Annotated in this window: 16 protein-coding genes; 2 read left to right on the top strand and 14 right to left on the bottom strand. The window is 43.1% G+C overall.

Going from position 1 to position 23,385, the window contains the following annotated elements:
* Positions 1 to 168 precede the first annotated feature (168 nt).
* The 3 genes from MKY97_RS15445 to MKY97_RS15435 form a co-directional block, all read right to left on the bottom strand.
* Positions 169 to 510, bottom strand: coding sequence for an antibiotic biosynthesis monooxygenase family protein (locus MKY97_RS15445; protein ID WP_342551249.1), 342 nt, complete (start codon positions 508 to 510; stop codon positions 169 to 171).
* A 146-nt stretch (positions 511 to 656) separates the two neighbouring features.
* Entirely contained in the window at positions 657 to 1,025 is a 369-nt protein-coding gene (locus MKY97_RS15440; RefSeq protein ID WP_342551248.1) for a helix-turn-helix domain-containing protein, read from the bottom strand.
* Between the two features lie 134 nt (positions 1,026 to 1,159).
* Positions 1,160 to 1,996, bottom strand: a complete 837-nt coding sequence (locus MKY97_RS15435) for a glycoside hydrolase family 43 protein (RefSeq protein WP_342551247.1) — start codon at positions 1,994 to 1,996, stop codon at positions 1,160 to 1,162.
* On the opposite strand from MKY97_RS15435, the gene MKY97_RS15430 reads away from it, so the two are divergent.
* A complete protein-coding gene (locus MKY97_RS15430) occupies positions 1,982 to 2,140 on the top strand; it encodes a hypothetical protein (protein WP_342551246.1) in 159 nt (52 codons plus the stop codon). The genes MKY97_RS15435 and MKY97_RS15430 overlap by 15 nt on opposite strands.
* Here the strand turns inward: MKY97_RS15430 and MKY97_RS15425 are convergent.
* The 4 genes from MKY97_RS15425 to MKY97_RS15410 form a co-directional block, all read right to left on the bottom strand.
* The gene (locus MKY97_RS15425) at positions 2,133 to 2,411 is read right to left on the bottom strand and encodes a hypothetical protein (protein WP_342551245.1); all 279 of its coding nucleotides are present in this window, start codon (positions 2,409 to 2,411) and stop codon (positions 2,133 to 2,135) included. The genes MKY97_RS15430 and MKY97_RS15425 overlap by 8 nt on opposite strands.
* Positions 2,412 to 2,935: 524 nt before the next feature.
* Positions 2,936 to 5,233 (bottom strand): PAS domain S-box protein, encoded by a 2,298-nt coding sequence (locus MKY97_RS15420; protein ID WP_342551244.1) that lies wholly within the window; start codon positions 5,231 to 5,233, stop codon positions 2,936 to 2,938.
* An 834-nt stretch (positions 5,234 to 6,067) separates the two neighbouring features.
* Positions 6,068 to 7,495 carry a glycoside-pentoside-hexuronide (GPH):cation symporter gene (locus tag MKY97_RS15415; protein WP_342551243.1) on the bottom strand — a complete coding sequence of 476 codons (1,428 nt, stop codon included), beginning with the start codon at positions 7,493 to 7,495 and terminating at the stop codon, positions 6,068 to 6,070.
* 224 nt (positions 7,496 to 7,719) lie between these two features.
* Positions 7,720 to 10,227, bottom strand: coding sequence for a glycoside hydrolase family 78 protein (locus MKY97_RS15410; protein WP_342551242.1), 2,508 nt, complete (start codon positions 10,225 to 10,227; stop codon positions 7,720 to 7,722).
* A 378-nt stretch (positions 10,228 to 10,605) separates the two neighbouring features.
* Between MKY97_RS15410 and MKY97_RS15405 the strand changes: the two genes are divergently transcribed.
* Positions 10,606 to 11,829 carry a helix-turn-helix domain-containing protein gene (locus MKY97_RS15405; protein ID WP_342551241.1) on the top strand — a complete coding sequence of 408 codons (1,224 nt, stop codon included), beginning with the start codon at positions 10,606 to 10,608 and terminating at the stop codon, positions 11,827 to 11,829.
* 39 nt (positions 11,830 to 11,868) lie between these two features.
* On the opposite strand, the gene MKY97_RS15400 is transcribed toward MKY97_RS15405, so the two are convergent.
* The 7 genes from MKY97_RS15400 to MKY97_RS15370 all read right to left on the bottom strand — a co-directional run bounded on the left by MKY97_RS15400 (position 11,869) and on the right by MKY97_RS15370 (position 23,379).
* Complete coding sequence (locus MKY97_RS15400) at positions 11,869 to 14,115, bottom strand: glycoside hydrolase family 3 C-terminal domain-containing protein (RefSeq protein WP_342551240.1); 2,247 nt, start codon at positions 14,113 to 14,115, stop codon at positions 11,869 to 11,871.
* 216 nt (positions 14,116 to 14,331) lie between these two features.
* The gene (locus MKY97_RS15395; protein ID WP_342551239.1) at positions 14,332 to 16,740 is read right to left on the bottom strand and encodes an alpha-L-rhamnosidase C-terminal domain-containing protein; all 2,409 of its coding nucleotides are present in this window, start codon (positions 16,738 to 16,740) and stop codon (positions 14,332 to 14,334) included.
* A gap of 25 nt (positions 16,741 to 16,765) precedes the next feature.
* Complete coding sequence (locus MKY97_RS15390; protein WP_342551238.1) at positions 16,766 to 17,587, bottom strand: carbohydrate ABC transporter permease; 822 nt, start codon at positions 17,585 to 17,587, stop codon at positions 16,766 to 16,768.
* A gap of 2 nt (positions 17,588 to 17,589) precedes the next feature.
* Complete coding sequence (locus tag MKY97_RS15385; protein WP_342551237.1) at positions 17,590 to 18,510, bottom strand: sugar ABC transporter permease; 921 nt, start codon at positions 18,508 to 18,510, stop codon at positions 17,590 to 17,592.
* Positions 18,511 to 18,576: 66 nt separating this feature from the next.
* Complete coding sequence (locus MKY97_RS15380; RefSeq protein WP_342551236.1) at positions 18,577 to 19,866, bottom strand: extracellular solute-binding protein; 1,290 nt, start codon at positions 19,864 to 19,866, stop codon at positions 18,577 to 18,579.
* Between the two features lie 194 nt (positions 19,867 to 20,060).
* A complete protein-coding gene (locus MKY97_RS15375; RefSeq protein ID WP_342551235.1) occupies positions 20,061 to 21,656 on the bottom strand; it encodes a response regulator in 1,596 nt (531 codons plus the stop codon).
* Positions 21,649 to 23,379: a sensor histidine kinase gene (locus MKY97_RS15370; protein ID WP_342551234.1), complete on the bottom strand. Its 1,731-nt coding sequence runs from the start codon at positions 23,377 to 23,379 to the stop codon at positions 21,649 to 21,651. The genes MKY97_RS15375 and MKY97_RS15370 overlap by 8 nt, the downstream gene beginning before the upstream one ends.
* Positions 23,380 to 23,385 lie beyond the last annotated feature (6 nt).

Below are 23,385 nucleotides of genomic sequence, written 5' to 3'. Positions count from 1 at the left end.
GAAAGCCGCAGAGTTGACTTGAGATGATCAATATGATTTGGACACTGCAGCTCTTTCTCAAATTCCGTATCCCTATCTCTTGTATCAGCAATTTTTAGAAGAAATGTTCAATCTTTAATTCTAGAAAGTACAGCAAGGATGCAGCTGATAATCCTGACCTTTGAAAACTTACCGTCTTACATTCGTCAGTGTACTACCCCATTCAGCGACTGGTTCAAGCCAGCTTACGATTCTATCATCAATTAAATTGGTGAGCAAACCTTCATACTCAGCACGATAAGGTTTGTTTAGTTCGTGTTGAATCCAACTTTCTTTTGTACCCTGCCAGATCTCATAGATGACAAGATCATCCGGATGATCAAGATCATCGGAGACGATCGCATTGACAAAGGTAGCTTCACTCTTGAAGTTGCTAATCATTGCAAATAGACTTTCACGGAAAGCTTCTTTCTTACCAGGCTTAATTTTAAAACGTATATTGAGAATTATTTGATTGTTGTTTGTTGACATCACTAAACACTCCTTTTATTAATTTTCATCCTCATCACAAGTTTTATTATGTACTATGAAGTACGATTAAAATAGTACGTACTTTTAAGTTATATAGTAACTAAAAAGTAATAATTGTGATGAAGTACAGAATAAATAAAATTATTCTATTCTACATTTAATCTCCGATATTTATCCTTGATCCATGTTTTCTCTGCATAATCCTGCCCCCAATTACAAAGAGCTCGCAAAGTGGGTTCAAGTGACATGCCCATTTCTGTAATTGCATATTCCACTTTTGGTGGTACCTGGTTATACATTTTTCTTTTAATCAAATTATTACTCTCTAACTCCCTCAATGACTGTACTAACATTTTCTGTGAAATTGAAGGTATGAGCCTTTTCAACTCACCGGTTCGTTTAGGTCCTTTTATTAAGTAATACAGAATTAGAGGTCTCCACTTTCCGCCAATGACATCTAACGTAATTTCCAGATCACAATAAACAGTTTTCAATTGAGAAACACCATCTCTCATTTAATTTCCATTATTATAGTACACTTCTGGTGGAACAACGCAACTGATCCTCCTATCAAAAAAGCAGCTCCGTCAGGAGCTGCCTCATGTTATGCTTTATCTTGTAATCTAATCTGTTTCCGCTAACCGCCAGCTTACTCGGCATCCGGATAAGGATTGATCTTCTGGATCGTTCCGTCTTCGTTGTATTTCAGCTCGGAATATTTAACGCAGCGCTTGTGGTTGACGCCTTCCGACAGGGAGCTGTCGTGATAGAACAGATACCACTTGTCTTCAACCTGCACAATGGAGTGGTGGGTTGTCCAGCCGATAACCGGAGAGAGAATCTCACCTTTGAACGTGAATGGTCCCATCGGGTTCTTGCCGATCGCATATACGAGCTTATGCGTCGTTCCCGTAGAGTAGGACAGGTAGTAATAGCCGTTATATTTATGCACCCATGGGCCTTCAAAATATCTCCGGTCCTCATCCCCGGCCAGAATCGGATTTCCGTCTTCATCGACAATCGATATCTCGGCAGGTTTGTCCTGGAAGGAGAGCATGTCGTCGCTAAGCAGTGCAGCTTGGGGTCCAAGCGCCGGCTGGTCAGGAGCCGGTCCTTCTGCATCCGGAACGAAGCTCCCGGTCTGCCATTTCTCCAGCTGGCCGCCCCAGAGTCCGCCGAAATAGATGTATGACTGATTGTCATCATCCACCAGTACGGCCGGATCGATACTGAAGCTGCCTTCCATATAATTCGGCTGCGGCTTGAACGGGCCTGCCGGAGAGTCTGATACCGCCACACCCAGACGGAAGATGCCGTCATGATCCCGTGCCGGGAAGAACAGGTAGTAGGTATTGTTCTTATAAGCGGCATCCGGGGCCCAGAGCTGCTTAGAGGCCCATGGAATATCTCTCAGATGCAGCGCTTCGCCGTGATCGACCACCGGGGAATTGATGTTGTCCATCGAGAGGACATGATAGTCTTCCATTTTATACTGGTCGCCATTATCGTTGCTCGGCTCGTCATGATCGAGGTCATGGGAAGGATAGATGTAGATTTTGCCCTCGTAGACATGGGCGGATGGGTCCGCAGTGAAGATGTGGGTTACGAGCGGCTGGTGGGGCTTAGGTAGTTGTTGTTGTTGTTGTTGATTCATAAGGCATCTCCTTTGGTATTGGAATGATAGATTCCTTCATAGTAAGCAGGGCTGGCGTTCTCTGTACCGATGACGGAGGCGTGCAGCCCCAGGCAGACCCCGGTGAAGCTGAGGTGTTCAGCCGCGCCGTGAGTCCTGCATGTTCTCCTTCAGTTTCGGGCGTGAAGTTCAGGCTTAAGCCCTTCTCCATCCGGTGATGCTGCCGGCTGAGGTGCGTGAACATGTGAGGCACTTCATCGTCCAGCATGTAGGTATTCCCGCACTCGGTCCAGGAATAGTGCTCAAATATCGGGCGATTACGGGATTACGGTAAAACTTTGAATGCATCGTACCCTTCCTCTGAACTCAAAGCAAGCGTTTACAATCTTTAATGTTATTGTACAAGCCCCGATTGTTCTTTCCTATACTCATACTAAAGATCTTCCCCCATAAAAATGTACAATTCCCGCCTATCCCATTATACTGGAAATATACACCTATTGCTCGCGTTTTGCTTACTCGGGTGGACATTATTTAATTGTGATTGTACATTCCAATTCTCAGGAGGTTTTCTGCCTTCTGAAAACCAGTTATAACCATTGTTTATCCAAACTTCTCTCCACATTCGAAATGATTCCTCATTAGTGCAAAACTTCAGAACATCCTTATTAATGGATGAGTCAGCGGATATAGGTTCGTTGACTCATCCTGTAATTTTGCAATAATAAACTCGTCCGCAATAACGCCATGCCATTTAATTCATTACGCATCTCTGTATCAGCATTAACATCATCAAGAATGATTCTTTTGTTTCTTATTATAGTACGTCTCCATCACTTGATAAATAGATTCGCTTTTGATGGGTTTACTAATGTAATCATCCATTCCTGCCTTCAAGCATCGTTCCCTATCCCCTCTTAGAGCATTTGCAGTCACTGCAACAATATATGGACCGTCTTCAGAAGATCGATTCTCTTTGAGGGCTTGAGTCACTTCAAACCCATTCAATTTAGGCATATGCACATCCATAAACACAATATCGTATGCATTTCTCTCAGCAGCCTCTAAAGCTTCTTTTCCGTCCACGACATGATCTACGAAGTGTCCCTTTTTTTCAATCATTTTACTAAGGACAAGCCGATTCATTTCATTATCCTCAGCAATCAAAATATGGAGAGGGGTGTCTTTGTTAATAGTCTGAGAGAACTCTATGCGTTGGCCAACTTCTTCATTGTTCATTTTAAAGCATGCCGTGAATATAAACGTTGTGCCAGGTTCATCTGAATCCTCAATCCATATATCTCCATGCATGAGTTCTATCAATTTTTTGCTGATTGCCAGTCCCAATCCCGTTCCTTGCGTTTTGCGGGTCATAAAGTTGTCCAATTGGTAGAATGGCTCAAATAATTGCGGCCTTTTCTCTGCTGGAATCCCCACACCTGTATCTTTGACTTTAAACTTGAGAACCACGTTTTCATCACACTGCTCTTTAACAAGTACTTGAATTTCTATGCTGCCTTCGAGAGTAAACTTCACAGCGTTACCGATGATATTAGTAAGTACTTGTTTTAAACGAGAGGCATCACCATAAAGCGGAATGGGAAGCGCCTCATCCAAACAAATCCGAATATCTAACTTCTTTTCACGGATCAAAGGTTTTACGATTTGCACCGTTTCTGTCACGATTTCCTCAAGATCAAAAGGATCAACTGCTAAATCGGTTTTTCCAGACTCGATCTTAGAAAAATCAAGGATATCATTGATAATCGTAAGCAGGGAGTCACCACTCTTTTGGATAATCTGAATATATTCCTTTTGCTCCCCGCTCAGTCCCGGAGTATCTAGAAGAAGATCTGTCATTCCGATTACACCATTCATAGGTGTTCGTATTTCATGGCTCATCATCGCCAAAAAATCACTTTTCGCCTGATTCATCCTTTCAGCTGTTTCTTTGGCAATGAGAAGCTTTTTCTGTTCTGTAATGTCCTTGGCGATTAAATAGTAACCGACATTGACATTGTTAATAATAATTGGAGCAAGTGTTGCCAGTACTTCGGTCTCACGGCCATCTTTGTGCAAAACAGCATTCATTTTCTTCTCAGCCAAACCATAGTGACTCCGTAGAATGAGGCCTAGATTACCGGCTCCAATAAATCTTCCTATACTTTTCCCAACCATCTCGTTTACTGCATAACCAGTCATTTTTACTGCTGCAGGATTAGCGTTTATAATGTTTCCACTCATGTCGAATGAAATAATCGCATCATGATTATACTTTTTGAGCGAGGTGTAACGTTCAATGGTTTCTTGAAGCCTGAATTCGATCTGTTTCTGTTCGGTAATATCCTGAAGTACACCGTTTAACTCTATGGGCTCTTGATGCTCGTCATCAATGATCAGCCCACGTAATTGAATATATTTTTCTCTACCATTGGACCGAGCGCATTTAAATTCAAAAACAAAAGGGTCCCTTTGTTCTCTATCTCCTATTTTTTCTCGCAAAGATGCTGCATCCGCAGTACTCATTACTTTATAGATATCTTTTGCGCAATAATATTTGTTCGTGCGGTCAAGTTCAAAGATTTCCAATACCTGTTCAGAAATAGTGATCTGATCATGAACGACATCCCATTTCCAAGTTCCAATCTTCGCCAATCGTTCGGCATTTCTGCTAATGCCTTCACGGTGCGAAAGTTTCCGTTCAGATCGGATACGATCAGTGATATCTACCATAAAGCAAATGAAGTAATGGGGTTCAGAAGCTGTTTCATCACTGACTGGAGTTACATGAAATGAACACCAGAATTCTTCGCCATTTTTTTTAATGCAGCGTCTTTCATAGATGTTATCTTTTACTTTGTTATCGAAAATTCCAGCTTCTTCAACATGATACTTCGATGCATCCTCCGGATGTGTTAAATCCTGGAAGTTTATTTTCATCAGTTCTTCACAAGTGAAACCGGTCATACGGCAAAAAGCAGGATTCACTTTCAGCCAATTTCCTGCCGGAGATATCAGAGCAACTCCAATCGGTGTTTGATTGTATATTTGCTCGAAGCATTCATGATGATTAACCTGCTGAACCTGCATTGAGAGCTCTCTCCCCTACACTTCATTTTATGATATAGAGTCGCTTTTCATAAAAACATCATTCTTTGTAAATCGAATGAACACGTGATAACCCATTTTTGAGATATTCGACTATATTCTACTCTTCAAATTTACCACAAAAAGTATAGGTCCATATATAATTATGCTATAAATATATCAAATAAAGGCAGTGGATTATGACGATCCTCCACTGCCTCTTTTGGTTTTCTTCTTTATTTTTTATACTATCGTTCCCTTCTGAAAAAAAAATTCTATTTACCAAAGGTAGATGCAGGTAATTATAATTTTCAAACGTAATAAACTATTCGGATTTGGATCATGGCTCAATGCCCCTCTGTGGAACGCAACACAGCAAACGCATATGGATAACGAAATCTTAATATTCAACAGATTTGAGATTCATCCGAGCGTACTTGTGTGTTCCGAACAGGTTCTAAAAGTGGACTAATGCTGTTTTAAGAGAAATATGAAAGGGTGCCCTAATGAAAGAGCACCCCCGAATATCAAAATGAATTAGAGTGTCAGACCGCCATCAACTACGACGACTAAACCTGTCACACAGCTTAGTCGACCTCAACCTATTTCGGCCGGCCTTAACCTTCGACGTGTATCATTTTAAAAGTTCACTGGAATACGCTTTAATTCATGATCTTAAGTCATCAATACTTCGTCTTTCAACATATCCGTGACGAATTCAAAAATAAGTCTAAGCGGAATTCCTAAGGCATTTTGAGGAGGAGAATCCCGGAATGTCAAAGGGATGCTCGTTAGGTCCCACGCATCGGGTAAAAAAGTGAAATACCCCGTATCTTCCTAAGAATTCGAGCGTTCTTCCAGTTCTTTTACTATTTGAGGATACTTCTCATCCAAATCGTACTTGCGCAAGCAGATATACGTAAGAACGAATATCACCAAAGGAAGATATACCGTCAGAACCAGGATGCTGGTAATCGCTGAACTCGCCTGCGTTGCTAACGTTCCGTCGTAGCTGCCCATGGCAAGAATCCAGCCGATCATCGCGGCAGCCAGGCCCATACCAATTTTAACGCCAAAACTGTTTGCGCTGTTGACCATTCCAACTAACCGTTTACCTGTTTTCCATTCACCGTATTCCACGGTGTTGTTCACCAACACCCCGCCCACAGCCATCATAGGAATGGTTGCCAGTGTGGCGATCCCGCCTAGTACTAAAGCAGCTATAAAGTTATATGGCATGAAGCAGCGAATAAGTGATGAAACGATACCAAGAATCATACCTATCCGTGCAGTTCTGGTAAGTCCGAACTTCTTGATCATGGGTCCTACCATAACAAAACCTAAAAATACCGGTACCAATCCAACTGCTCCCATGACTCCTATCAGATCCTCATTTCCAAGAATATACTTGGTGTAATAGATTCCTGTTGAACCGTTAAGCGTATACAACATGTTGATCAATAACTGAGCAAACAGCATGATGACCCAGTATTTGTTCTGGAATAAAAGCTTGATGCTTTCCCAAAAGGGGATGTTATCGCTTTCAATAATACTTACGCCAGCATTGTTTTCTTTGGAAGCTAAGAAGGTCAGAATCAAGGAAACGAAGGACACCATACCCAATACAACCGCAACGATGATCCATGCTTTTTGATTCCCACCAAGCATATTGGTTATTGGAATTAATGCGATCGAGATAATCATCCCGATAATATATCCAAAGATGGTTCGGGTAAGTCCCATTTTACCGCGTTCTTCTACACTTTTGGTACGAATCGAAATCATACTTCCGAAAGGGATCGCAATTCCCGTATACACAATGGCTGAAGCAAAGGCAACGGTAGCTAAAGCATAGACGGTTTTTACGGTTGATGATGCCTCAGCGGGCACTGTAAACAGTAAGATGATCGATACCATTGCGGGTAAAGCCATCCAAAGAAACCAAGGTCTAGCCTTTCCATATTTGGATTTTGTCGCATCAACGATTCTACCCATCAGCAAGTCTGCTATTGCATTAATAAATTTGGTGATGAGCATAATCGTACCCACTGTGGCAGCTGCAATACCTACCTTGTCTGTATAAAAGTAAGTTAACATCCCGATTAGTCCGCTGATGGAGTTTAAAGCAACTTGCGCTACTCCGTCGCCTAAGTAATGGTGAGGACGCATTGTTTTCTGTATTCCTTGGGCATCAAGACCTAATGCCTTGGACTTTTTACTTCCCTTTTCAACTGGTGGATTAAGGATTTCTCGCTCTGTTTTCATGGCTGTTCCCCCTTATTTCATTCGCCCCATGGTATCGCTTTCAAACATAATTTTAGTCCTCTTCGAATTATAAATATGGTAACATAATTATTTTTTTAGTAATTTTATATTGAGCTCAGTATTTTTTAATGTGCTTTTTATAACGTTCTTCAAAACAGAATTTTGTAATACAAAAAGGCGCTGCTCGTTCTGTGCAGCACCTTCTAAATTCAACCCTTTCCTCTTCACGCCTTGGAGGCATTGAGTATTTGAATGACGCTTCTAAATAACTGTTCAGTCTCCGGCGGAGTATTGGCCAGCATTTCGCTTACAGAAAAATCATAAGCATATTGGATCATTGGGTGATCCAGCATACCGGGAGCGTGCTCGTTTAACATTTGAACTGCTGCGGGCTCTTCCACAATCTCTTTGAGTGTGGAGTCCATTGTAAACCGTTCTCTTTCGAGACTCGTTTCCGTCGCATATTCGAAACGGTATGATCCGGAACCAACCTCCAGAGGCACTGGTTTCTCAGGCAGTTCGATAATGGCTGTTGTATTTGCTGGTATCGTTACATTTACAATTATTTTACCCGCCCTACATGACCAAGAGCTTTTTATCTCTCCGTAGACCGATTCAAAAGCAGCATCTACCGAACTGATTCCTCGGATGAATTGAGGTTTTATTAGAATCTTCTTATAACCTGCTTCAATTGGATTGACTCCTGCGAGTTTTCTATACATCCATTCACCAATGGAACCGTAGGCGTAATGATTCAAGGAATTCATACCTGATGTATCGAAATCACCATTAGGAAGAATGGAATTCCACCGTTCCCATATGGTAGTAGCCCCTTTTTTTACGGCGTACAGCCAGGAAGGGAAATCCTCTTTTAAAAACAAGGTACCCGCAAGGTCATGCAGGTCATTGTCCGATAAAGCATGACAAAGATATGGGGTACCAACGAATCCTGTCGTGAGATGGTTTTTATGTTTCGCTATATTGATTTCAAGCGTTTTGCGGATTCGATCCTTGTATTTTTCCTCGGCAAGATCGAAGTGCAGCGCTAACACGCAGGCCGTTTGAGTTTCGCTAACCAGTCTGCCGGTAGAAGAGATATATTCTGCATTGAAGGCTTGTTTGATCTGGCTGTGCAATGCTTCGTAACGGACCGCATCTTCGGTTTTGTCCAGAAGCTTGGCTGTTTTTGCAACCAGTTCGGTCGAATACGCATAATAAGCGTTTGCTACCAGATATATATCTGTAGCTCCTGTTCTTTCGTTACTTATCTCCTCTCTGTCTAAACCGAGCCAGTCCCCATATTGTTGACCCGTCTGCCATAATCCGTTGGCTCCACAACGTGCAGTAATATAATCAATCCAGCCCTTCATGCTGTCGTATTGTTCTCGCAGCAATCGAAGATCTCCGTAGGTTTGATACATGACCCAAGGAACAATAACAGCAGCATCACTCCAGGCGGCAGCCCCTTCCTGATTCCCAAGAATGTTAGGGACGACATGTGGAACCCCATATTCCTCCGTCTGTTCAGAGGCAAGGTCGCGCAGCCATTTCTTGAAGAAGGAGGCAACATTCATATTGAACGCAGCTGTGCCAGCAAATACTTGTGCATCTCCTGTCCACCCTAGACGCTCATCTCTTTGAGGGCAGTCCGTCGGTATGTCAAGAAAGTTGCCTCTTTGGCTCCACTGGATGTTGCTTTGCAACTGGTTTACCAACGCATTAGAGGTTACGAAAGTACCTGTTTCCTCCAAATTCGAATGCAGCACGCAAGCGGTGAATTGATCAAGCTGAATCTCATCCATCCCTTCAATGGCGATATAGCGGAATCCATGGAAAGTGAAGTGAGGGCTGAAGATTTGATCTTGACCGCTGCAGATCAATCGATCAATAGATACCGCCTGCCTTAACGTATCCGGATAGAAATTTCCTTCCTTATCAAGGACTTCAGCATGCCGTATGGTTATCGTTTGACCTTTCTGTCCTTTGGTTCTAAGCTCTACAAACCCCGTAAGGATTTGCCCGAAATCAATGACGCGTTCACCTTTAGGAGTAGTAATCAATTGAAGTGCAGGAAGTCTTTTTGTGATTTTTACCGGCTCACTTTCCTGAGCAACAAGGCGATTTTTATCGAAAGAGGCCGTCTCCACATAGAAGGACTGACTTTCATCAAAACCAGAGTCATAAGTCTCACCCATGTAAATTTCGCTTGAACGGATGGGTCCGGTAGTCACCTGCCAACTTTTGTCGGTAATAACGATGTCTTTTGACCCATCTTTATAGACAATGTGAATTTCCGCAAGTGCAGCGACTCGATCCCCGTAATGGTTTGGCGTGCAAGTGAAACCAAATATGCCTTTATACCAGCCATTCCCCACCGTAATCTCTATTTTATTCTGACTCTCCAGCAACCCGTCCAAACGGTACGTTTGATACTGCAATCGCTCGTTGTAATTCGTCCACCCAGGTGCAAAGTAGTCTGCTCCTACTCTTGTCCCATTGATCGCAATTTCATAAACTCCGAGGGCACTCGTATAGATTCGCGCTTGTTGAATTTCCTTTTCGACGGAAAATTCTTTGTAAAACACGGGTGGAGCACTTTCTTCGCTCGGGAATGGATGTGTGATCCACTCTGCCTGAAAGTTGCTGCCCTTCAGCAATCCGGTCTCAAAATGTCCTTCCGTTACTGCGTGATTACCTTTGTTATCCCAAACTTCGACTTGAACTTGATACAAAGTCGAGCCTTCTAAACGAGGGCCAGCATATTCCACTAAAACGGAGTTATCTTCATCCCTCTTTCCAGAATCCCAGATGTTTTGCAAACCTTGTTTAACTATTATTTGGTAAGCTGATTGCATAACGTCCTGTTCAGTAGATACCAATTTCCATGAAAATCTTGGGTTTATTGTGTCCAGCCCCACCGGATTTTGCATGTATTCAATCCGAAAATCTTTTAATTCCATGAGATAACCGCCTTTCATCATAGATCGTACACCAATATGTTAACGCTTACTAAAATAGTATAATGAATTTCGCTCGTGCAATATGGTAGTATCGTTGTAATTTTATAATTATGGTATGATATGATGATTAATAAAGGAGGCAAATACAAAATGGATTTAAAACGTCAATGTAAACTCATTGCGGACCTTTTTGATATGTCCATCTTCTTCGTAAGCACCACCGGAGAAGTTAAATTCGAATTGTTGGGTAATCGGATGCTTAATCCGCTGTATAAAAATGATAAACAAATCTTTTTTTCAGTGTTGGGGTTTGATCCATCCGTGTCTAAAGAAGCTCCATGTGTTGTAAGAACGAAGTTTTTTGAGAACTACATTTTAATTCGTATGGGTAACGATCAGAACGATGAAGGGACCATCATCTTAGGACCTTCCCTTCCATTTAGCTTGATTGAGCACAAAATCAATGGGCTTATCAACGACACACATCTCTTTGCGAACCGGGAACAAGTAAATTATTATTATCAGACTGTTCCTGTGATAGCCCTTGAGAGGCTAATCAACATCGCGATCTTGGCTAATCAAATGTTTAATCATGAATGGATCGAAGCTGAGAATGTAGTACAGGACTATTTGCACGGTATGTCTATCGAGGAAAAACCAATACAAGGTTCCGTAAATTCTTCCAAAGGCTATGATGAGATGCTTCATCACAACCCGTTGAATGAAAAGCAATTGTTAACGTTCGTCAAGGAAGGTAAATTGGATATGCTCAAACACTTTACACAACTTGGTCATGAAAATACAGGAGTGCTGTCCAAATCAAGTCATATCCGTTCTAAAAAGAATCTTGGCATTATCGGTATAGCTCTCGCAGCCAGAGCAGCCATTGACGGGGGGCTCTATTCGGAGCTTGCGTTTTCAATAAGTGATCTTTATATACAGCGCCTTGAGGAGCTACGAACCGATAAAGAAATCGATCAATGCTGCTTGGAAGCATTTTTTTCGTTAACCGATAAAGTCTCTCAGATTAAAGAATCGCAGCATTCTAAAACCGTAACCCTTTGCAAAAATTATATATATAACCACCGTTATTCCAAAATTACACACGAAGAAATTGCTGAACACGCCGGTATTAGCCCAAACTACCTGTCTGTATTATTTAAAAAAGAAGTTGGGGTTCCCGTTAATGAATATATTCAACAGATCAAAATTGAGGAAGCTAAGCATATGATTCAATTTACGAGCACTCCACTTTCTGAAATCGGGTCTCTATTGAGTTTTACGGATCAGAGTTATTTCACCAAAATTTTTAAAAAACATTCAGGTAGAACCCCTAAGCAGTATCAACAAACGTATCATATGATAGAGGAATAAGCCCGGGCTACGCCGGGCTTGTTTTAAAGATGCATTCTTTTACTGGTTAACTGCGGACAAGATGCTCTGTAGTGTTTCTTCTGTGAACTGACCGCTGCTCATAAGTGATGCATTGTGCAATGTAGTTCCCATAATTAATTCCTGCATTCCCTCACCCAGGCCTGCATCATTTCCGTCATATTGCCCCATTGCTGCCATAATTTCAGCACCAACGGGATGCTGCAGTAATTCACCGAATGTGGAATACCTGGTAATTGGTTTGGTAACAATTACGCTCGATTCTACCTCGATCGTTTCAGAGAGTTCAATCTCTCTTGAAGATTTTCCGACCATTATGTCGAATTTACCCGTCTCCACATGCCAGTCTTTCAGCTTAACATCGTAGTAAGCAAAGGCTCTTTTGCCCAGTTCAAAATGTACGGTGGTCTCTTCACCAGGCTGAAGCGAAACTTTTGTGTACCCTTTCAATTCCTGAAGGGGACGCGGCACAGTTGATTCTACATCACGTACATATAGCTGAACGGCCTCTTTGCCTGCTCTTTCACCCGTATTTTTAACTTTTGCAGTAACCGTTACACTGCCGGTATCTTTAATCTGTTTATGACTGACCTGAAGATCACTATATTCAAATTGGGTGTAGCTCAAACCGAAGCCAAATGGAAACAAAGGCTCGACATCTCTTGTATCGTAATGACGGTAGCCCGTAAAAATTCCTTCTCGATATTCGGCAGTCTCGCCGTCTCCAGGGAAATTCAGGTACGACGGATTGTGGATCAGTTTTTTAGGAAATGTCTCGGCCAGTTTCCCGCTTGGATTTACACGTCCAAAAAGAATATCAGCGATTGCACCGCCCAAAGCCTGTCCTCCAAGGTATGCCTTCAATACAGCTTTAACTTTACCCAGCCAAGGCATTTCAATGGGACCTCCGCTGCTCAATACAACAACGATATTCTCTTGAACCTCAGCGACTGCTTCAATTAAAGTTCTGTGACTTTCCGGCAATTGAAGGTGTTTCCGGTCGAATCCTTCGGACTCATAACGTTCAGGCAGCCCGGCAAAAATCACTGCAACTTGTGCATTTTTTGCGGCAGCAACTGCTTCTTGAATCAGTTCTTCGTTTACAACATCTTCGTCTACTGCATAACCGGCCGCATACGAGATGCTTGCGCTGTTAGTGGCTGTTTTAAGGATTTCTTCATAGATGTTATCCAGCTTCGTCGGCATAATGTGTGAACTACCGCCGCCCTGGTAGCGTGGCTGCTGCGCGAATGCTCCGATAACCGCAATGGTATCTTCGGTGTTTAGAGGTAGAATGCTCTCCTCATTCTTAAGCAGTACCATGCTTTCACTTGCAATTTTTCTGGCTAACTGGTGCTGTGCTTCTACATCAACCGATGCTGACTTCCGCTGGCTATCTACAGCTTTGAATACAAGTGACAACAATCTCTCAACAGACTGATCCAACACCTCTTCGTTCAATTTTCCTGATTGAACAGCTTCAATAATTTTCTTGCATCCCAAACCGCTGCTGGAAGGCATCTCCAGATCCATACCAGCAGCTAGTCCTTCATCTCGTTCATTGACCGCTCCCCAATCTGACACCACTACCCCTGAAAAGCCCCATTCGTCCCGAAGAATTTCAGTCAGTAACCGGCTGTTCTCGGAACAATAATCACCATTTACTTTGTTATATGCTGCCATGACGGTCCATGGCTCTCCCTCTTTCACTGCGTATTCAAAGCTCGCAAGATATATTTCCCGTAGAGTCCGTTCATCCACCACCGCATCTACAGACATTCGCTTATATTCCTGGTTGTTTACAGCAAAATGTTTAATGGAAGTACCCACGCCTTGGCTTTGTACGCCTGCAATATAGCTAGCTCCTAAAGTTCCCGATAAATAAGGGTCTTCAGAAAAATATTCAAAATTTCGTCCGCACAGCGGGGAACGCTTGATATTCACACCAGGTCCCAAAACAATCGAAATATCCGCAGCTTGTGCTTCTTGTCCGATGGCTTCCCCCATGGTATGGGCAAGTTCACGATTCCACGATGAGGCCAGCCCACTTCCGGAGGGAAAGCAGGTAGCCGGTATACTTTTGTTTATACCTAAGTGGTCCGCGCTCCCCTCTTGTTTTCTAAGCCCGTGAGGGCCATCTGTCATCATAATGGAAGGAATCCCGAGACGGTCAATGGATTCGGTATTCCAGAAATCTTTACCCGAGCAGAGTGCTGCTTTTTCTTCCAATGTCATTTGCTTGATCATTTCTTTTAAATCTCGTTCCATTTGTATTCCTCCAACCCTAATGATATCGCTTTCTTATATAAGAATAAATGAATCCGTTTATCGAATATGGTAATATCATTGTTTTTTTAGAATTAATCAACGGAATCGTATCGAATCTTTAAGATTTAAGGTATTCGGCTCAATCCGAATCTCCTTTCACCTAGGCATAGTACCTTGTACACCAAGCAAGGCATGAGTAAATTCATTCTGATACAGTCATAAGCGCTCCTTCATTTCAGATTCCGATGATGGATTCTGCCAATTCATTACGATGCTGAATTCGCCGTTCTCTTCTCCTCTTACTATTTGACCATTCGGCAAAACAATCGTGCATGAGATTTGCTCTGGCCAAGCGGCATGCATGCGAAATGTAGAATCGACAAGCTGCCATTGTACGGAAACCATGCCTTTAGAGGTCATTGCACACCCTTCAGCGTGGGAAAGGCGGCCGATTTGCGGACTTATTTTTATCTTCTCGCAGCCTGGGGCAGAGGGCTGAATCCCTAACGTTTCTGTTGTATATTCATAAATAGGCACGGAGCCCCAAGCGTGAGCATCGCTGCGCTTGCTTACAGTATCTTCCATCCACGTTGTTAGCCCTTCACACGCCATTTGCCGCCATGGAGCCAGTAAATCATATACTTTATCGTACAGACCAACTAAAGAAAGCGCACGGAACTGGTAGATGGACATCGCGAATGAACAGGGTACGAAGTCCGGGCATTCGATCGAGTGAAGGATTGCATGCCTGGCCTCTCTTCCTGTCAACGTTCCACTTAACACAGCCCAAATTTGGACATGTTGGCTGAAAAGCTCCAGTCCGGGGCCGTCGGTAAGACTGCCAGGGCGGCTGATCGACATGCAGTTTTCCTTAACAGCTAGCTGCATGCGTTCGGCTCGATCAAGATACTCCTTCGCAACGCTCCTTCTATCAGTAAAAGCAGCAAGCTCAGCAGCTCTTTGCAGTGCGTAAGTATACATTAGACAATAAACCGTCAGCGGGCCTTGGCGGGCTGCGTCAGGGACGCCATATTCTTCCTTCCATTTATCAGCCCAGTCTACAAAGGACCAATACCGAGGGTTCATCTTACCGATCAGACCGCTTGTCTCAATCTGCCGATAGAAATAACCGAGTATGGCATCTACACCAGGCAGGTATTGCTCAACAAGTTTCCGGTCTCCCACAAACATCATGTGGTCATGCAGCATGTAAATCCAATATAATGAAAAGCCTGGTATGACTTGGGTTGATACACTAGGATATCGGGACTGTGTTAATCCCTCCGGAAGCAAGGAACTGTAAAAATCAAATAAAGTTTTGCGGGCAAGCCCGTCATCGCCAGATAGAATATAGGTGAACTGGATTTGGGAGCGGGTATCCATCACATATTGAAGCTGCTCATAATACGGACAATCTTCGTATGTTTCATGCATGCATCGTTTAAGCGTTCTGACGCTAATATCCCATAAAGCAGTTTCTTGAGGATCTGAAGAACGATATTGGGCGATGACATCAAGCGGGTAACCTGTTTCTCTATAAGAAAATTTACGAAGCGTTAATGGTGCTTCTCCTGTCCTGATTTCAACTCTGACATAGCGGAATGTCCGGAACCAGAATGGTTCATATTTCTCTATAAATTCTCCGCTTTCCTGTTCCATGCCACTAGGTCTATAAATATCCAAATCACCATATAAATCTCCATTTGTACTGTCCGTCCGATCCCCTTTGTCGCGTATCCAAGGGACTGATATGGGCGGATTCTCATAACATTCGGCACACAACAGCTTAATTTCACTCCCTTGACCTCCGGACAAATCCATCTCAAGGTAACCTGTAGTCAGCTCTCCGGCGTCAAAATCTATCGTTATAACTGAATGAGGTGCGATCGTTAACGAGCGGTCATACGTCACCAGTTTTAACCAATCAGGCTTGCTTCCTTTTTCCGAGAGTCGGGAAATACCAACAAACCGGCGTTCAGTTTCATAGAGAGGAGGAATGGGACGTTTTCTTAACTCCCACGGTTTTAGTTCCCCATGAACGATATCGAATACATATCGGGAGGCCTTCTCCCACTTTTCTGGAACATAGCCTGCTTCTGTCCATCCAAAAGGACGCTTGAATCCGTCAACGGCTTCCGAAATTCCGAGAAATTGCGTATATACGCCTTGAGATAAAGTAATCGCCTCATCCTTCATACATTCCCAGGATTCATCGGTATGTGCAGCTGCAGCCTGAGTATTCTGCTCATCTCTGATGACAGCATGCACATACAGCCCGGCAAGCCGCGTACGCCATACAGACTGATTTCCACCGCCTGTATAAGGATAACGCAGCACCTGAGCAGCAAAAACGTTTATGCCTTCTTTCAGATATTCTCCAATCTCAACTTCCTCATAATGCCATGTGAACCGGTCCCCTTTGCAAGGTCCCCGGCTTACTGGTATACCATTGACATAAAGCAGATAACGGCTGTCAGCTGAAATACGAAGCGCACAGATATGCCTGCCTTTTCGAAGTTCAAATGTTTTTCTAAAATAGACAAATCCTCCTCCCTTAGCTTCATTTTCTTCCTTCCAATGAGGGTGCCATATCCAGCTTGCCTCTTCTTCCCAATCAGGACGCATAAGTGACCTCCTTTTTGCAGATCGATTACTCTTTTACACTTCCTGAAGCGACTCCTGAAATAATTCGTTCCGAAAAGATGAAAAATAATATGAGAACCGGAATGGTTGCAATGACGGAAGTTGCCAATGCTTTATCCATATTGAGCAGAATATTGGATGTATACTTCATAACTGCCAGCGGTATTGTCTTGACTGCGTCGTCTTGAAGCATAATTAACGGCAGGAAAAATTGGTTCCAGATATTAACGGACAATATAATGCACAGACTGACGATTACTGGTGAAGCAAGCGGAAACATAATTCGGTAAAAAATTCTCCATTCTCCGGCGCCGTCTATTCGTGCGGATTCGGCCAGAGCGTCCGGCAAGCCGGCAAAGAAATTCGTGAGCATCAGTACAGCCATTGATAATCCCGCTGATAACACCAGAATTACACTCCACGGAGAATTAATCAGTCCAAGATTCTTGATAATCAGAAATACGGGAACCACACCGAGCTGGACAGGGAACATGAGACCGATCAAAAAATACAGCATTACACCTTGCTTAAACTTAAAAGAGTAACGACCTAAACCATAAGCAACCATGGAGGCTAAGGCTACAATGATGATGATTGTCATCATGAGGATAAATACGCTGTTCCAGATATTGACGCCGAAATGCTCGTTGCGAAAAACTTTGACATAGGATTCCAATGTAAAGGACTTGGGCCAGCCCAGTGTATTTGACAGTACATCCTGCTTGGTGCGAAATGAGTTCCATGTAAGATACCCAAGGATGAGTAAGGTGAAGGAAGAGTACACCCAGAGGATCAGCTTCGTTACATACAGCTTTTTGACATCAGCCATGATCATTTCTCCTCCTTATAAGTGAATCTTAGCTGAATCAAAGCAACCACAAAGATGATGGCAAACATTACGACGGCAATGGTAGTCCCCATACCTACGGAGTTTGTGCTTACCGTTCCTCCCATTGCGCCGGTCGTTCCGAAAGTAATTCTGTAGAAAAACAGTGTCATCACATCCATCGAATTGTTAATACCGCCGCTCACCCCTCCCAGCAAATAGCTGAAATCAAATAAGGTCATGGCAGCGATATAACTGATCATAGCAATATTTACAATGCTGGAACGGATCTGCGGCATAATGACCGAGAAGAACCGTCTCCAGTAGCCGGCTCCGTCCAAATAAGAAGCTTCCATCACTTCGTCGGACAGCATCTTCATGGCTGCCACGAAGTAGATCATACTGAAGCCTACACCGGCCCAAGCATTCATAATGAACAAGGTAAGGACCTCGTAGCCCGGAACCCCTAACCAATTTCGAGCATGTTCCCCTAACCCGATTAGCTGGAGAAATTCATTGAAAATACCGATATTCTGGTCAAAAACAAGTGTAGCCAGAAATACGATAACGCTAGTGGTAATAAACTGTGGAGCAAAGATCATTGTTTGAAAAAAACGGTAGCCTTTTACACGTGTATAAATGACATAGGCAAAATAAAGCTGTATAGGAATCAGTAGTCCGACGTTAAGCACGACCAATATCACATTGTTCTTAAGAGCATTTAAGAACTGCCGTTTTAATTCCGAATTAGTGAACAATTCAATATAATTATCAAAGCCTACAAACACCTTCTCACTAAAACCGTTTGACTGAAACAGACTAAGCTGGGCAGCTGAGAAAATGGGATAGATCACGAAAATAGAATACAGAATAAAACCGGGCAATATGAACCACAAATAAGGTTTCTTTCTAAGCCACTGCAACACCTAGATCGCCTCCAAATGATTTGGACGGTTAAGCAGCTCGGCTTAACCGTCCAAAAATCGTTCTGATTATTTTGTACGGAGCAGCGCTTCTTCCAGCATGTCTGCAGCTTGCTGACCATCAGTATGAGAGGTCAACAGTTGCGGCATTACTTGCTGAAGGAAGATATCATTCAACTTGATCTCTTCTGTTGATATGTTCGTTAATACGGAATAAATATTATGACCGAGGGAATCAAACGCACTCAATTCTTTGACTCCCTCATCTCTAGGCGTGATATCCTGCAGGGCCGGCACCATACCTGTTTCATCCTCAAACAGCTGTTGAGCTTTTTGGCTGGACAGAAACTTTACATATTCGACCGCTTCTTCCGGATGCTTGGTTCCAGCAGATACGGCAAAAGTGGTCGCATTACTGAAGCTTTGCGGAGCAATGCGTTCACCAGATCCTGTCGGGATATAAAATCTGCCGAGGTTTATTCCAGCGCCTACGAAGGTTGGATCATTCCAGGTACCATCTGCCATCATTGCTGTCCTGCCGTTAGTAAATGCCAACTGGGCTCCGGCATTGTCTACAGAGGCCAAATCCTTGGTGAAATAACCTTTGTCGGCGAACTCTCTGATCGTTTGGAATACCTTAATTATGCTTGGGTCTTTGAAAGAACCAGTCCCCTCATTAATCTTGCTTAATGCTTCCTCAGCGGCAGCAGGCATTAGCGCAAAGGCAAGCCAGGCCCGTTCGAATTCAGCTTTACCGGGAACGCTGAAAGGTGTGATTCCCTTATCCTTTAATGCCGCGACCAACGTCACGAACTCATCTAACGTTGCCGGAGCCTGCAAACCTTCCTTTTCAAAAATGTCCTTATTATAATAAATCAACTGAGAGTCCATAAAGGCCGGAGGCGAGGAATATAGTTTTCCGTCCACCTTTGCGTATTCCATGAGGTCTTCCCCGAAACGGCTGGTATCGAGTCCGTAATCATCCAGATCAAGCAATGCACCGCTCTGCACATACAGCTTCATTTTAGGCGTCTTGTTTCCTTGAACATAGAACACATCCGGCAGCGAGTTGCTCTTAACAGCCGTATCGATCGCTGTCTCTGACCCTGAGAATTGAAAGTTTAATTTGATATTCGGATGTTCTTCTTCAAATGCTTGATTGATTGCGGTAAATCCCGACTCAAACGATGATTGGTTAGACTGGTCTCCCCACACGGTTAATTCCACTTGTTTTTCAGTTCCGGCTTTGCTGCCTTGATCGGGTGAAGAGCTGTTTGTGTTGTCGCCACATGCTGCCAACAGCAAGACGGAGACACCTGTCACTGCAAGAAGTACTTTTCTGAATAACCCCTTTTTCATTTTTTATTTCTCCCTTCGTGTCTAACGGTTTGTAAGCATGTAATAATCATAGTTCACAAAATAAAGCGTTTCCATGAACAAGTTTTTGTTTATGATTCCACATTATTCGATAGTTGCATTTGATTTAGGGCAAAAAACCGGAACAGTGATGTCCCGGTTGATCGTCATTCCATATTATTAGATGAACATTCCATTTATTTAGTTGAGAAGCCAGTCGAGTTTCTGAATTCAGAAACGGTCATTCCGGTAACTTTTTTAAACACCTTCACGAAATAATTCGAGTTTGGATATCCCACACGGGAAGCTACCTCTTCAGCAGAAAGCGAGTATCGCTTCATGAGATCTACAGATTTACGGATACGAACCTGGGTCAGGTATTCAAGAAACGTCATCCCCATTTCCCGGCTAAATCGATGACTGAAATAATGAATGTTTAAATTCACTAAGCCTGCGGCATCCTCAAGCCGAATGCTTTGGGCGAAATGTGCTTCTACATAACGAAAAACCGGCTCCAGCCATGTTTGCGATTTTATCCTAGCGGTGGCGGATAAGTCATTGAACCGTTTAATCATCTGTAAAAAGCAGGACTTTAATTCGTCCCATGTTCGGATGGAATCCACTGAATAAAAGGGGAGGGTCATAAAATCGGACTTCTCTGTATCAATCAGCATATTCATGTTCGATGGATCATTTTGATAAATTTTAAGCATACACTGGACCAAACGGAACGCAGTATCGGGAGAATAACGTGTCTCTAGTTCGCTGCCTACGGCGTCCAGCCACTTCGCCATTTCTTCCTCTGAAGCTGATTTCAATATGCTTATAAATTGCTGCTGCCATTGTTGAAACTTTATGTCTAGCTGCTCCTGAACAACATTTAGACTCGCATCAAAGCGGTACAAGCCTGGCCCATTGAAAAAGGATCGGTCAATCATTTGCTCTGCTTGGTTTCTTATCACTTTACACTTCTGAAAGATCAGATGATCAGACATACCGGCTGATACTGTAATGGCAAGATTCTGCTTCACTGTGTCCATCCATTCTTTTACCAGACCGGCCATCATCGTTGTTTCTTCCGAATTTGTTTCTCGACTAAAGAGTAAGCCGTGAAAAAAGCCTTGATCAAACCCTAGAGGAATTGCATGAGTCGTTTTATTCATAAGATCTTGCAGGAGAAAGCCCAAGGCAGTCTGGTCATCATCGTTGCCTGAGTTATCCGTTGACCAAATACGAATAGCAACCCAACAAACGAAAGCAGCTTCTTTCAAAAGGTCTGTAAGCACAGGGTACTCTTTGTGAGAGAAATCCGCCGCAAAAGCAACAATACCTGGAAGTACTCTGGATTGTGCCATCAGTCGCTGCCTTTCTTCATCCATGGCATTGGCCCGGATCTGTCTAGCGCGAACCTTTGAGGAGAGTCTCTCTGATAATCGGGTCAGTGTTGAAATCAATTCATCTGGGTCGAACAGATGCTTTGGAATATAGTCCTGCACACCCAATTGGATTGATCTTCTTGTATATTCAAACTCTTCATAGCTGCTCAGGACTAAAATGATCATCTCTTTATCCGTCTCTCTAATTCGTCTTATCAATTCTAGACCATCCATTTCAGGCATTCGTATATCGGTCAGCAGCACTTCGGGGTAACCATCTGTAGAAAAGGCCTCCCATGCCTCCTTGCCGTTCCGATAAACCCCTTGTATTTCATAGCCATTTTCATGCCAGTCAATAATAGTTTGAAATCCAACCCGAACCAGGGATTCATCATCTACAATCGCGATTTTAATCATTTTCGTTTGGCCATCCTTCTTTCAAGATAGGAAGCTTTAATTCCACAGTAGTGCCTGCTCCCCGTTCACTCGTAATGTTCATTCCGTAGGCAGGACCATAGAACATTTCAATCCTCTCTTTCACACTCAATAATCCGATGTGGCTTCCAGTTCCGCTGCTCATAACCTGCTGGATTTCAGATAAGCGCTCTTGATCTATTCCGCTGCCATTGTCCCATACCCGAATACTAAGCATCCCTTTCTCTGCTTTTGCCTCCAGACGAATCTGTCCTGAATGATCAATAGACGACAAACCATGAACTATAGCATTTTCTAAGAGCGGCTGAATCAAAAATTTAAGCAGCCGATACGGTTTCACCTCATCCTCCAGTTCGACCTGAAATATAAAGTTTTGATGACGTACTTGTTGAATCTTGACAAATTCACGCATGACGTTAATTTCGTTTTCAAGCGAAACAAGTTCATTGGTGTCTCTGATCGAGTATCTCAACAGATTGCTCAATGCATCAACTATCTCTTTTATATGATCCTGTTTTCGTATCATGGCCATCCACCGGATAGTATTTAACGTATTGTAGATGAAGTGAGGAGAAAGTTGATTTTGGAGCACTTTTAACTGCACCTGCCGTTTGCGTTCTTCACTGGCCTTTACTTCACCTAATAGATTGTAGATTTCATACATAACAGAAATAAAGGTTTCATTCAGCTGCGTAATTTCTCTGGCCCCTCTGAATTTGGTAAGGGAGTTAGGCTTCTCCCCGCGCAATCCTCTCCGCATATTGGCAAGAAGCCTCGCGATCGGCAAAGCAATGTCGGTACGAATCAGGTAGGAGGCAGCCAAACCAAGGACCAGACTTCCCCCGGCCAGCCAAGCTGCAAAAACACTCATTCGGTAGACGGTGGCATACACGGTATTTAGAGCATACTCCGCTGTAAGCGTCCATTCATTGTAATCAATACTTTGTTCAAGACGTAAAACTTCAGAAAAGGTATCTTCCTGTATTACTTGTTCTTGAAGCAGCACTCTATCCGGACCGTTAAGGAAAAAAGCAGTATTGGAACCTGCCATAGCAGAGCTAAGAACGTCCCTGAGTACATTAGAAGAAACAATAAGATAAAAATATCCTATAGGTCGGAAGTTATCATCTTTAATGACACGCCCTAACCTGAAAGCACTTACATCATTATCTGTAGTATAACCTGACCTTACAGAATCCCAATAAGGTGCTCCGTTGGCTGTAACCGTATTTGACTTTCCTTTCTCACTTAAAGGCTCTTGTTCATCTTGGCCGATGATAAAGGTCGTGTTGTCAGTCATAAATACACATCCTTTGATACGGTTGCTGTCTAGTCCTCCAATGATCGGCAGCACACTTCGCTCCAGCTGCTGCTGCAGTTCGATTTTTTCAAATTCGTTATGTATCGGTTCAGACAGAATTGCTCCTATTTCATCTGAGGTTAGAATGTGCAGACTCACATTGTTATAGGTCTCTATGGTTGCTTCCAGTTTGTCTACAGTCAGGCTCGTAATCGAATCGGAATATGACTCGGCGTTGGTACGGATCGCAGCATTATAGTTCTGGGCTAAGAGACTTAGTCCAACGATAGAGGGGAGAACAAATAAGGGCAAGTAAAACAGGACCAGCTTCTTGGTCAAACTCCAACTATTCCATCGACGATTTAACCATTTGTATCCAGGTAGATAGGAAAGGGATTTTCTCATGCCAGA

Origin of the sequence: Paenibacillus sp. FSL R7-0652 (assembly GCF_038595045.1) — a bacterium.
Classification (GTDB): domain Bacteria; phylum Bacillota; class Bacilli; order Paenibacillales; family Paenibacillaceae; genus Paenibacillus.
This window is presented reverse-complemented; position numbering and strand designations above follow the sequence as displayed.

Bases quoted from the DNA above. Each gene is read 5' to 3' on its own strand.
- MKY97_RS15440 (WP_342551248.1), bottom strand. From the start codon at position 1,025: ATGAGAGATGGTGTTTCTCAATTGAAAACTGTTTATTGTGATCTGGAA.
- MKY97_RS15375 (WP_342551235.1), bottom strand. From the start codon at position 21,656: ATGATTAAAATCGCGATTGTAGATGATGAATCCCTGGTTCGGGTTGGA.
- MKY97_RS15445 (WP_342551249.1), bottom strand. From the start codon at position 510: ATGTCAACAAACAACAATCAAATAATTCTCAATATACGTTTTAAAATT.
- MKY97_RS15390 (WP_342551238.1), bottom strand. From the start codon at position 17,587: ATGGCTGATGTCAAAAAGCTGTATGTAACGAAGCTGATCCTCTGGGTG.
- MKY97_RS15425 (WP_342551245.1), bottom strand. From the start codon at position 2,411: ATGCTGGACGATGAAGTGCCTCACATGTTCACGCACCTCAGCCGGCAG.
- MKY97_RS15395 (WP_342551239.1), bottom strand. From the start codon at position 16,740: ATGCGTCCTGATTGGGAAGAAGAGGCAAGCTGGATATGGCACCCTCAT.
- MKY97_RS15370 (WP_342551234.1), bottom strand. From the start codon at position 23,379: ATGAGAAAATCCCTTTCCTATCTACCTGGATACAAATGGTTAAATCGT.
- MKY97_RS15400 (WP_342551240.1), bottom strand. From the start codon at position 14,115: ATGGAACGAGATTTAAAAGAAATGATCAAGCAAATGACATTGGAAGAA.
- MKY97_RS15430 (WP_342551246.1), top strand. From the start codon at position 1,982: ATGATAGTCTTCCATTTTATACTGGTCGCCATTATCGTTGCTCGGCTC.
- MKY97_RS15380 (WP_342551236.1), bottom strand. From the start codon at position 19,866: ATGAAAAAGGGGTTATTCAGAAAAGTACTTCTTGCAGTGACAGGTGTC.
- MKY97_RS15435 (WP_342551247.1), bottom strand. From the start codon at position 1,996: ATGGAAGACTATCATGTCCTCTCGATGGACAACATCAATTCCCCGGTG.
- MKY97_RS15405 (WP_342551241.1), top strand. From the start codon at position 10,606: ATGGATTTAAAACGTCAATGTAAACTCATTGCGGACCTTTTTGATATG.
- MKY97_RS15420 (WP_342551244.1), bottom strand. From the start codon at position 5,233: ATGCAGGTTCAGCAGGTTAATCATCATGAATGCTTCGAGCAAATATAC.
- MKY97_RS15415 (WP_342551243.1), bottom strand. From the start codon at position 7,495: ATGAAAACAGAGCGAGAAATCCTTAATCCACCAGTTGAAAAGGGAAGT.